Consider the following 11,395-nt stretch of genomic DNA (forward strand, 5'->3'; position numbering starts at 1 on the left):
ATCGTCCGCGCCGTTTCGGCCCCGGCGAAGGCCAGGATCGCCCCCGCCGCTTTGCCGGCGAAGGCAAAGATCGCCCGCGCAACTTCGCCCCCGGCGAAGGACAAGACCGTCCGCGCCGCGCGCACGATGCCGGCCAGGGCACGGGCGCGGAGCGCACCGCGCCCGCGCGGCACGCGCCCCAGCCCAGCTCAGATGGCCTGGTACGCCTGTCCAAGCGGATGTCGGAACTCGGCCTGTGCTCCCGCCGCGAAGCCGACGAATGGATTCCGCGCGGCTGGGTGCTGGTCGACGGCCAGCCCGTCACTGAACTCGGCTCGCGCATCAGCCCAGACGCCAACATCGAGATCCACCAGGCTGCCCGCTCCGAGCAGGGCGAACGCGTGACCGTGTTGCTGCACAAGCCCGTCGGCTACGTGTCAGGCCAGGCCGAGGACGGCTATGAGCCGGCCGCGGTGCTGTTCGCGCCGGAGAACCAGTGGGAACTCGACCCCACCCGCAAGCGCTTCGCCCCGTGGCAGCGCAAGAGCCTGGCCCCCGCCGGCCGGCTCGACATCGACTCCACCGGCCTGCTGGTGCTGACCCAGGACGGCCGCGTTGCGCGCCACCTGATCGGTGAAGACTCGACGGTGGAAAAGGAATACCTGGTGCGGGTGAGCTGGGATTCGCCCGAAGGCCTGGTCGAGCGCGACATCTCGAAAGTCTTCCCCGCGGAGCTGATCGAGAAGCTGCGCCACGGCCTGTCCCTGGACGGCGAGGCGCTCAAGCCGGCCAAGGTCAGCTGGCAGAACGAGGAGCAATTGCGCTTCGTGCTGCGCGAGGGCAAGAAGCGGCAGATCCGCCGCATGTGCGAACAGGTCGGCCTGCGGGTCGTGGGCCTGAAGCGCGTGCGCATGGGCCGCATCGTGCTGGGCGACCTGCCGGTAGGCCAGTGGCGCTTCCTCGGCGCGTTCGAGAAATTCTGAGCGCCTTGCCTTGAACGCTGGCGGCCAGGTGGCCGCCAGCGTTCACACTGATCGGCGCGTGCCAGCGCCCTGCCCCACTCCCGTCACCTCATAGCTGCGGCGCCCGGCAGGCCGCGCCATCGGCATTAGCCGTCTCCGCCAGCCCGAATACCGCTTTCGCCCCGCATTGCGAGCCAAGCATGCGCCCCTGGTTATGGCCGACGCCGACCACCTCGAAAGCCTGGTGGCGGACCGGCGGGCGCTGGCTGCCCAACGGGGCGGCCAGATAGCGCTCGTAGCGCAGGTAGCCGCGCGCCCGCTCCAGCCTGGTCGGGCCTTCGGCTTCGGCGCCGCAGGCCTTGTCGAGCACGCGGTGGTTGGGGTCGTTGTCTTCCGTCCCCACCAGATAGGTCACCTGGCGCTGCAGATAGCGGCGGAACAGCGCGTCGCCCGTCGCGCCGCGCGCATACGGGACCATGTCGCGCATGCCGTACCGGTATTTGTCGTAGTCCGCGCAAATGGCCGTGTCATAGCGTGTGAAGCCCTTGCCGCTCGGGCGCTCCGGCGTGAAATAGAGATACGAAGAAGGGTTCGCCACCACGTAGCGCAGGTCGATACCGCCCGCGCGAATGCGCTCGTCGACATTGTTCAGTACCGCATAGCGGTGCACCAGTTGCGCGCCGCCCGAATGGCCGGCAAGCGTCACGCGGGTCACTGCGGGAAAGCGGCGCTTGTCGGTCACCATGCCGACGAGATCGTCCAGCACCTGCAGCGAGCTGGTCGAGTACGGTGGGTTGAGGGCATCCTCGCCGCCCATCCAGCCCTGCACGCTCCACACCGGCATATGGTCGAAGACCTTGCCCTTGGCCGCGTCCGGCGTGCCGGGGAAATTGGGCGCCAGCAGCAGCACCTCGCCGGGATTGCGCCCGGTTTGCCTGAGCAAGTCCGCGCCGGCGGCGAAGTAGTCGTCGCCGTTACGCTGCAGCCCGTGCTGAACAAAGATCACCTCGCGGATGCCGCTCAGATCGCCGTCCAGCGGATGGTTGGCATAGACCGGGAAATCGTAGGTCTGCGCGCCCGTGCCAAGCTTCACGCGCTGCCATTGGGAGGCCGCCGCCTGTGGCGCCGCGGCGGTTGCCGGCCTGGCCTGCGCGGCAGCGTTGTCCAGGCCGGTCGCCGCGCAGCCAAACTGCGCGGCAACTGCGAGCGCAAGCAGCGCGATCAGCGCGTAATGCCCACGGCGCAATGTCCTCATGTCCCGTCTCCTGATAGCGAAGCGGCGCAACGCCTGGCCGCCGCGCCATTCTCGTCGGTAAAGTCGCACCGCGCCAGGACGAGCGGCGACGGGAAGACCCCCGCCGCGCCGGGCGAAGCGATCAGTCGTCGCTATTGGGAGGCAACTCGGGGAACAGTACCTCGGTAAAGCCGAATCGCGTGAAATCCCGCACTCGCATGGGATAAAGGATACCCTGCAGGTGATCGCATTCATGCTGCACCACCCGCGCGTGGAAGTCCTCCGCCACCCGCTCGATGCGCGCGCCCATCATGTCGAACCCGGTGTACTTCAGCCGGGTATAGCGAGGCACCACGCCCCGCAAGCCCGGCACCGACAGGCAGCCTTCCCAGGCCTCGTCCTGCTCCTCGCCAATCGGCGTCAGCTCGGGATTGATCAGCACGGTCTTGGGCACGGTCGGCGCATCCGGATAGCGCGGATTGCGATCGAAACCGAAGATCACCACCTGCAGGTCCACGCCGATCTGCGGCGCGGCCAGGCCGGCGCCGTTGGCGTGATCCATGGTGTCGAACATATCGTCGATCAGCAGCCGCAACTCCGGCGTATTGAAGCGCGTGACCGGGCGCGCTACCTGCAGCAGGCGTGGGTCGCCCATCTTTAGAATGTCACGGATCATCCTTGATCTCCGGTTTGAATCTCGGCCAGCAAGGCCAGCATGGCGGCCTCGTCAAGCACAGGCACGCCGAGCGCCTCGGCCTTTTCCAGTTTGCTGCCGGCTTCCGCGCCGGCCACCACGTAGTCGGTCTTCTTCGACACCGAACCGGCCACCTTGGCGCCGGCGGCTTCCAGCATTTCCTTGGCGGCCTCGCGCGACAGCGTGGGCAGCGTGCCGGTCAGCACGAAGGTCTTGCCGGCCAGCGGCGCGGGCGCGGCGCGCGCCGCCGGTTCGCTTTCCTGCCAATGCACGCCGGCCGCACGCAATTGCTCGATGACTTCCACGTTGTGCGGCTCGGCAAGGAAGTTGGCGATCGACTGCGCCACCACCGGGCCTACGTCGTTGACCTCCAGCAAGGCGGCTTCATCGGCGGCCAGCAGGCCATCCAGCTTGCCGAAGTGCCTGGCCAGGTCCTTGGCCGTCGCCTCGCCCACATGGCGGATGCCCAGCGCGAAGATAAAGCGGTTAAGCGTGGTCTCACGCGACACTTCGATGGCCGCCACCAGGTTGGTGGCCGACTTGTCGGCCATCCGGTCCAGCGCGGCCAGCTTGGCGACGCCGAGCTTGTACAGGTCGGCGGGCGTATGCACGATGCCCAGGTCGACCAGTTGCTCGACCACCTTGTCGCCCAGGCCCTCGATATCCATGGCGCGGCGTTGCGCGAAATGCAGCAGCGCCTGCTTGCGCTGCGCCGCGCAGATCAGCCCGCCGGTGCAGCGCGCGATCACCTCGCCTTCCAGTTTTTCGATATGCGATCCGCACACGGGGCACGTTGTCGGCATGACAAAGGCGCGGGCATCGGCGGGCCGGCGCTCCGGCACCACCGCCACCACTTCCGGAATCACATCGCCGGCGCGCCGCACGATCACGGTATCGCCGATATGGACGTCCTTGCGGCGGATCTCGTCCTCGTTGTGCAGCGTGGCATTGGTCACGGTCACGCCGCCCACGAACACCGGCGCCAGCCGTGCCACCGGCGTGATGGCGCCGGTGCGGCCAACCTGCACTTCAATGTCCTCGACCACCGTGGTCATTTCCTGGGCGGGAAACTTGTGCGCCAGGGCAAAGCGCGGCGCGCGCGACACGAAGCCGAGCTGCTCCTGCTCCGCCAGCGCATTGACCTTGTACACCACGCCGTCGATGTCGTACGGCAAGCTGCCTCGGCGCTCGCCCACGCCACGGTAGAAGTCCAGCAGCCCCTCGGCGCCGCGCACTACCGCGCGTTCCGCGCAGACCGGCATCCCAAGCCCGGCAAACCAGTCGAGCATGGCGCCATGCGTGTCGGGGCGCGGCGCACCCTGCAGTTCGCCCATCCCGTAGGCGAAGAACGACAGGGGTCGCCTGGCGGTAATGCGTGGGTCCAGCTGGCGCAGGCTGCCGGCAGCGGCATTGCGCGGATTGACGAAGGTCTTTTCGCCCGCCTCGGCCTGCCGCGCGTTGAGCTTGTCAAATTCGCGGCGATACATGAAGACTTCGCCTCGCACTTCCAGCACCGCCGGCGCCGCCCCGCGCAATCGCAGCGGAATGGCCTTGATGGTGCGGACGTTGACGGTTACGTCTTCGCCGGTTTCGCCGTCACCGCGCGTGGCGGCCTGCACCAGCCGGCCGTCTTCATAGCGCAAGGACATGGCCAGGCCGTCGAACTTCAGTTCGCTGGCATACTCCACGGCATCGGCCGAGCCGAACAGGTCGGCCGTGCCCTCCGCCGGCGCGGTCCGCCCCAACCCCTGCGCGCAACGGCGGTCGAATGCCACCACATCTTCGTCTTCGAAGGCGTTGTTGAGCGACAGCATCGGAATGGCGTGGCGCACCGAATCGAAAGCCGACAGCGGCTGTCCGCCCACGCGCTGGGTGGGCGACTCCGGCGTCAGCAAATCGGGATGGGCCGCCTCGATGTCCTGCAGCTCGCGGAACAGCGCGTCGTATTCCGCATCCGGAACCGACGGCGCGTCGAGCACGTAATACTGATAGTTATGCCGCTCCAGCTCGGCGCGCAGCCAGTCGGCGCGCGCGGCGGGAGAATCGCCGGCAGGGGCGGGGGGGGGGGCTTGCGCCGCCGCACCTTCTCGTTGGGAACTCATGCTGAATGACCAGATCCGATGTCGTACTGCTGTTTCAGAGACTGAACAAACGTAGGGTCACGGGCGAGCCCGCGGGCATGCCGCGCGCCTCGAGCTTGTCGTAGAGCGTTTGCAGCTGGCCGAAGATGGCGACGAAGGAAGACTCGCTCAGCGGCCGCATATTGTCGTCGACCAGTTGCGCGCCCATGCGCTGCGCCAGGCTGTAGCCATACTCGCACACCGTCTTGAACGGCTTGGTCGCCTGCGCCGCCGACGGCACGTCGAGCAGCAGCGTGATCTGGCGGCCAGCCTTGGCCGTCAGATCGTCGCGCAGGAAGTTGGTGTCGCCGAACTGCAGCGTGAACAAGGCACGCTGCACGCCATCGGCGCCGGCCTGGTAGCGGGTAAAGCGGGTGCCGTCGCGCGACAGCACCAGGCCGTCCTGGGTCGCCACAGTCTGCACGTAGGCGGCCGACCACGGCGCGCCGTCGGAGATCACATTGACGCCAAGCTGCACGTCGCAGCTCGCGGCAAACCCATCCAGCTCGCGGCCGTTGGCGACCGTCTCGCTCATGTCGGGCAGCTCGGCAGACGCATCGAGCGACTCCGCCAGCGCTTCCACCGCGTTGACGAACTCGGAAAACTCGAGCGCATTGAGCGCCCCACCCCGGTTGGCGAGTTGTACCGCTACCTGCAGGTCTTCGTACTGGTGACCCGCGGTGACCGCTTCCCACGCATTGGCCTCGGCGCGCAGGCCCTCGATATGCACCTGCTTGGTCCCCGCGCGGCGCAGGCGGCCGGTGAGCGGCAGGATGCGGTCACCGGAGCTCTTGCGCTCCAGGTGCAGCGGCACGATGCAGTCGATCAGCGGATCAATCACTGCGGGCGTGGGCTGGCCGTCGGGGACGGCGGGCTCGACATAGGCTTCCTTGCGCGGCGCGGCTTCCTGCTGCGCGGACGCGTGGTCATCGCCTTCCTCGTGCGCTGCGTGTTCGGCATGCCCCCCGTGTTCGGCGTGCGCCTGCGCCACCGCCTGGCCAGCCGCGGCTTGCACACCTTCGGCGTCCGCTGGCTTGCGCGAGGCGGCATGGCCGGATGCCGGCGCGGCGGCGATGGCGACTTCGTCGGCCACCGCTTCATCGGCATCCGCCGAACTGGCGGCCATGCCGGCCGCCACGGCGGCGGCATCCAGCGGCGAGCCCGACAGCGTGGGCTCGCGCCGCTCGACGACATGCGCGGGCGGCGGCTCGTGCAGCTTGGCACTGACTTCCGGCGTCACCACCGGGCTGACCACCGGCTCGCGCATCGGCGGCAGGTCGTCCTCGGGCTGCAGCGCGCGCGGGCGGCGCGCCTTGCGGATCTGCCATTGGTTATAAGCCACCACCAGCAGCAGCAGGACAATGCCTGCCACGATAAGGGCAGTCTGGAGCGTCATGCTGCCTCCGCCATCGACATCGCTGCGTCCATATCCACGGCGACGATACGCGAGACGCCTTGCTCCTGCATCGTCACGCCAATCAACTGGTGTGCCATTTCCATTGCGATTTTATTGTGGGAAATGAAAACAAACTGGGTCTTGTCCGACATGCGCGCCACCATATTGGCGTAGCGCTCGGTATTGGCATCGTCCAGCGGCGCGTCCACCTCGTCGAGCAAGCAGAACGGTGCGGGGTTGAGCTGGAACATGGCGAACACCAGCGCAATCGCGGTCAGGGCCTTCTCGCCGCCGGACAGCAGGTGAATCGTCGAGTTCTTCTTGCCTGGCGGCTGCGCCATCACCTGCACGCCCGCGTCGAGGATTTCGTCGCCGGTCATGATGAGCTTGGCCTGGCCGCCGCCGAACAGCGACGGGAACAGCTCGCCGAAGTGGTGGTTGACCTGGTCGAAGGTCCCCTGCAGCATCGCGCGGGTTTCCTGGTCGATCTTGTGGATCGCGTCTTCCAGCGTGGTGATGGCGTCGATCAGGTCGGCCGATTGCGCATCGAGGAAGGTCTTGCGCTCGCGCGCGGCCGCCAGCTCGTCCAGCGCCGCCATGTTCACCGGCCCAAGCGCGTTGATGGCGTTGTTCAGGCGGGTGACTTCGCCTTGCAGGTAGGAAGGCTTGAGGTCCGGGGTCAGCTTCTCGGCCAGCGCGGTCTCGTCCACCTCGGCAGTGGTCAGTTGTTCGCTGAACTGCTCCTGGTTCAGGCGCGCGGCCTGTTCCTTGAGCTGGTACTCGGTGATGCGGTCGCGCAGCGGCTGCAGGCTGCGTTCGGCGGCCAGGCGCTGGTCGTCGTACTGGCGCAGTTGCGCCGACAGCGCGTCGAGCTCGGTGCGGGCCAGGCCGAGCTTTTCTTCCTTCTCGGCGCGGCGCTCCAGCGCGTCCTGCAGTCCGGTGTGCGCGGTCTGCTCGTTGATGGTTTCCAGTTCGGCGCGCGCGTCTTCCAGCGACTGGGCAAGGCGCTCCGACTGGTCGCCGGCGGTCTGGATATTGCGGCGCAGCTCTTCGATGCGGTTGGCAAGATTGCGCTCGGCGAACAGGGCTTCCTGCGCCGCGCGCTCGAAATCGCGCAACTGGTGCCGTGCCGAAGACAGCTTGCTGTCCAGCGCCTCGAAGGCCATCTGGTGGTCTTCGTGCGTGGCCTGCATTTCGGCCAGCGCGGCGTCGTGATGCTCGAAGCTGGCTTCGGATTCGGCACGGATGGCGCGCTGCTCTTCGATCTGCGCGCCAATTTCCGCCAGCTCCTCGCGGATCTGGCCGCTGCGCGCGGCATAGCGCTCCATGGCCTGCGACAGCTTGAGCACGTCCATCTGCAGCGCGTGCACGCGGCGGGTGGCCTGCTCGCTGCGCCCGCGTGCCTCCGTCAGAGCGGCGCTGGCCTGGGTGTAGGCGGCTTCGGCGCGTACCGCGTGGCTCTTGGCCTCATCCGACAGCAGCATCTGGGCGCGCGCCTGCTTCTGCAGGTTCTCGATTTCCTGCTCGCGAGCCAGCATGCCGGCCTGCTCGGAATCGGCAGCGTAGAGGTGGACCGAGCTGCGGCCCACCAGGTGGCCCTCGGCCACGACAAAAGATGCGCCTTCCGGCAGCGTGGCGCGCTGGGCGAGCGCCGAAGCCATGTCGGCGGCGGTATAGACATCGGCCAGCCAGTCTTGCATCACGGCCCGGATGCCCGGCTCGGTGATCTGCACCAGCGCCATCAGCGGGCGCAGGCCGGCGGGGGTTTCCTGCGGGCGTGCGGCCGGCGGCGGCGAGTAGAAGGCCAGCTTGGCGGGCGGCGCGTCGGACAGGAAGGACTTGATCCAGTCCAGGTTGGAGACTTCGAGCGCGGCGAGCTTTTCGCGCAGCACGGATTCCAGCGCGCTTTCCCAGCCCGGCTCGATATGGATCTTCTTCCACAGGCGCGGCAGTTCGGCCAGGCCGTGCTTGGCCAGCCACGGCTGCACCTTGCCTTCGGTCTGTACGTTCTCCTGGAGCTGCTTCAGCGCGGCCAGGCGGGCTTCCAGCGATGCGATCGCCGCGGCCTCGCTCTGCACACGTTCCTGCGCGCTGCGGCGCCCGGCGTCCAGGCGCGGCACGCTTTCGGCGGAATCGGCCAGGATGGCCTGCGCTTCTTCCAGCACGGCTTCCTGCTCGGCCAGTTCGGCGCGCTGCTCTTCCAGGCGGATTTCATCGGGGCGGTCGAGCCCCTTCTCCTCACCGGACAGGCGCTCGCGGCGCTGTTCCAGCTGCTGCAGCATCTGGTCGGCGCTGCGCTGCTGCGCGGCTTCGAGCTTGAGCGCCTGCTCGGCCTGCATGATGCTGGCGCGTTGCTCGTTGGACAGCGTCTGGGCATCGCGCCACTGGGCTTCCAGCGTGGGCAGTTCGTCGGTCTTGTGCACCACCGCCTCCTGTGCCTCGACGGTGCGGCCTTCCGCCACCGCCAGTTCTTCCTCGGCCTGCGCGAGCGCGTCGGTGGCCTGCTCGGCCTTGCCCTGCCACTGCTCGCGCTGCGCGGTCAACGCGGCGATCTGTGCCTGCACGCGGTTGCGCGATTCCACCACATAGCGGATCTCGGCCTCCAGCTTGCTGACCTCGGCATTGGCTTCGTACAGCGCGCCCTGCGCGGTGTGCATATTGTCCGACGCCGCATAATGCGCGGCGCGCATGGTTTCGAGTTCGGCCTCGACGTGGCGCAACTGCGCGGTCTGGGCTTCGAGATCGATCTGCGCCTGTTCGATGGCGCGCGTGTGCCGTTCCTGCTCGGCCTGCGCCTCGCGCTTGCGCAGCAGCCACAGCAGGTGCTGTTTTTCCTCGCCGTCGGACTGCAGCGTCTTGAAGCGCTGGGCCACTTCAGCCTGGCCTTCGAGCTTGTCCAGGTTGGTGCCGAGCTCGCGCAGGATGTCTTCGACGCGGGTCAGGTTCTCGCGTGTGTCGGACAGGCGGTTTTCGGTCTCGCGGCGGCGCTCCTTGTATTTGGACACGCCGGCGGCTTCTTCCAGGAAAATCCGCATGTCGTCGGGCTTGGCCTCGATGATGCGCGAGATCATGCCCTGCCCGATAATGGCGTAGGCGCGCGGCCCCAGGCCGGTACCCAGGAAGATGTCCTGGATGTCGCGGCGGCGCACGGCCTGGTTATTGATGTAGTACGAGGACGTGCCGTCGCGGGTCAGCACCCGCTTGACGGCGATCTCGGCATATTGGCTCCATTGCCCGCCGGCACGCCCCTCGGGGTTGTCGAACACCAGTTCGACGCTGGCGCGTCCGGCCTGCTTGCGGGCGGTGGAGCCATTGAAAATCACGTCCTGCATGGACTCGCCGCGCAGCTCGGAGGCGCGCGACTCACCCAGCACCCAGCGCACCGCATCGATGATGTTCGACTTGCCGCAGCCGTTGGGACCGACGATGCCGACCAGCTGGCCGGGCACTTGAAAATTGGTGGGATCGACAAAGGACTTGAAGCCCGCCAGTTTGATCGAGGACAGTCGCACGGTTGGTCGTGGGGTATTTAGCGTAATGCAGCGTTCAGGAAGCCGGGCCCAACGAGAAGCCAGGCGACGCGTGCCGCTTGCGCCCCATGCCTGGCTCTTGTGCCCGATAGTTGGCGCTAATCATACCATCGCGCCTTCCGCGTCCGCGCGCTTTCCGGGCTAAGCGGAAGCCATTTCCCAAGGGTGTTTGAGCCATTTCCGATGCACCTTGTACAGTCCCCGCCCCACACTCCGGGGTGACGTTTCGCATGCCAGGGAGCGCTTGTACTGCCGGAAACGACACTGCCTGGTGCACCCCGCGGGAAACTTCCGAGGGTAAATGCTAGTCTCTTCACTGTCAGCGTGATCTTTGATGCCCATTGCGCCCTTCGTCCCGAGGCCAGTACGCCATCTCTCGCCGGTACAACGCGAAGCCTGCCTCGCTACTCTTCTGGGAGTGTCCAGCATGACCGCCTACACACCGGCGACATCACACGAATGCCCGCCCGGCCAGGCTGCCGATCCCACGGCAAAAGCGCTACCCTGGTCTCTAAGCCAGATCGATTTCGGGGCGATCGACATCGCCCGGGTGCGGCCCGATCGGGAGTTGTTCTACCTGCTGGTGTCCGCCTCCTTCGTTGAGAGCGGCTCGGACACATACGCCGGCAATCTGGCCGGCTATTACGCCGCCCATCCGGAGGCTTCCGGCTGGCTGTCCGAACACTGGGAGGCCGAGGAACTGCAGCACGGCCTGGCCCTGCGGCGTTACGTGGAACAGGTCTGGCCGGAGTTCGGCTGGGAACGCGGTTACGCGCGGTTCTTCGAGGAATACCGCCACACCTGCTCGGTGGACAATTTTGAGTCTTCGGAAGCACTTGAAATGGCCGCCCGATGTGTAGTCGAAACCGGCACCGCGGCGCTCTACCGCGCGCTGGAGCAAGCCAGCGACGAACCGGTGCTGCGCAGCCTGACGCGCCGCATCGCCAACGACGAAGTGCGCCACTACAAGCACTTCTACCGCTACTTCAACAGCTTCAACGCCGCGGAACGGCTCGGCCGCCTGCGCGTGCTGGGCGCGCTGGTGCGCCGCCTGCTGGAGATCAAGAACGAAGACGCGGAGATCGCACTGCGCAATGTGCTGCGCATCGAGCGCGGCACCGAGCATATTCCACAGAAAGACGTGCGCAAGCTCAATTCCAGGGTCAGCGCGGTAATCCGGCGCAACCTGCCGATCGAAATGACAGTCAAGATGCTGCTGCGCCCGCTGCACCTGCCCGCGGGCGTCGAACGCGCGATTCGCAGGCCGCTGGTGGCGGTTGTCTCGCGGGCGATGCTTTACTAAGCCTTTACCAGGCCAAGCCGCAGGCTATTGCGGCTGCAGCGCCGGATCCCCGGCTACGCCCTCGCCGCCGGCAGCGCGGGCCCTGGCGCGGTGCACCAGCCCGGACAAGGCGCCGGCCGCCACGATGCACAGGCCACCGGCGGCCTCCTTCCAGCTCAGCGTCTCGGGCGCCAGCCA

The 11,395-nt window shown here is 67.3% G+C and carries 7 protein-coding genes; 2 read left to right on the forward strand and 5 right to left on the reverse strand.

Going from position 1 to position 11,395, the window contains the following annotated elements; translation table 11 throughout:
* Positions 1–962: pseudouridine synthase (locus tag CF70_RS12615; RefSeq protein ID WP_035864899.1), on the forward strand; the 962-nt coding region annotated here is incomplete at its 5' end.
* 88 nt (positions 963–1,050) lie between these two features.
* Here the strand turns inward: CF70_RS12615 and CF70_RS12620 are convergent.
* The 5 genes from CF70_RS12620 to smc all read right to left on the reverse strand — a co-directional run bounded on the left by CF70_RS12620 (position 1,051) and on the right by smc (position 9,897).
* Entirely contained in the window at positions 1,051–2,196 is a 1,146-nt protein-coding gene (locus CF70_RS12620) for a hypothetical protein (RefSeq protein ID WP_051648341.1), read from the reverse strand.
* Between the two features lie 121 nt (positions 2,197–2,317).
* Positions 2,318–2,851: a peptide deformylase gene (gene def / locus CF70_RS12625; protein WP_035864901.1), complete on the reverse strand. Its 534-nt coding sequence runs from the start codon at positions 2,849–2,851 to the stop codon at positions 2,318–2,320.
* Complete coding sequence (gene ligA, locus CF70_RS12630; RefSeq protein WP_035864902.1) at positions 2,848–4,971, reverse strand: NAD-dependent DNA ligase LigA; 2,124 nt, start codon at positions 4,969–4,971, stop codon at positions 2,848–2,850. The genes def and ligA overlap by 4 nt, the downstream gene beginning before the upstream one ends.
* A gap of 34 nt (positions 4,972–5,005) precedes the next feature.
* Positions 5,006–6,385, reverse strand: coding sequence for a cell division protein ZipA C-terminal FtsZ-binding domain-containing protein (locus tag CF70_RS12635; protein WP_035864904.1), 1,380 nt, complete (start codon positions 6,383–6,385; stop codon positions 5,006–5,008).
* Positions 6,382–9,897 (reverse strand): chromosome segregation protein SMC, encoded by a 3,516-nt coding sequence (gene smc, locus CF70_RS12640; RefSeq protein WP_035864905.1) that lies wholly within the window; start codon positions 9,895–9,897, stop codon positions 6,382–6,384. The genes CF70_RS12635 and smc overlap by 4 nt, the downstream gene beginning before the upstream one ends.
* Before the next feature lie 445 nt (positions 9,898–10,342).
* Here smc and CF70_RS12645 point away from each other — a divergent pair, with 445 nt between their 5' ends.
* The gene (locus CF70_RS12645; protein ID WP_035864907.1) at positions 10,343–11,218 is read left to right on the forward strand and encodes a ferritin; all 876 of its coding nucleotides are present in this window, start codon (positions 10,343–10,345) and stop codon (positions 11,216–11,218) included.
* Positions 11,219–11,395: the final 177 nt, after the last annotated feature.

The sequence above is a fragment of the Cupriavidus sp. SK-3 genome, assembly GCF_000611145.1.
In the GTDB taxonomy this organism is placed as follows: Bacteria; Pseudomonadota; Gammaproteobacteria; order Burkholderiales; family Burkholderiaceae; genus Cupriavidus.

Excerpts from the sequence above, each read along its gene's own strand:
- CF70_RS12635 (WP_035864904.1), bottom strand. The coding sequence starts at position 6,385 with ATGACGCTCCAGACTGCCCTTATCGTGGCAGGCATTGTCCTGCTGCTG.
- CF70_RS12620 (WP_051648341.1), bottom strand. The coding sequence starts at position 2,196 with ATGAGGACATTGCGCCGTGGGCATTACGCGCTGATCGCGCTGCTTGCG.
- def (WP_035864901.1), bottom strand. The coding sequence starts at position 2,851 with ATGATCCGTGACATTCTAAAGATGGGCGACCCACGCCTGCTGCAGGTA.
- ligA (WP_035864902.1), bottom strand. The coding sequence starts at position 4,971 with ATGAGTTCCCAACGAGAAGGTGCGGCGGCGCAAGCCCCCCCCCCCGCC.
- CF70_RS12645 (WP_035864907.1), top strand. The coding sequence starts at position 10,343 with ATGACCGCCTACACACCGGCGACATCACACGAATGCCCGCCCGGCCAG.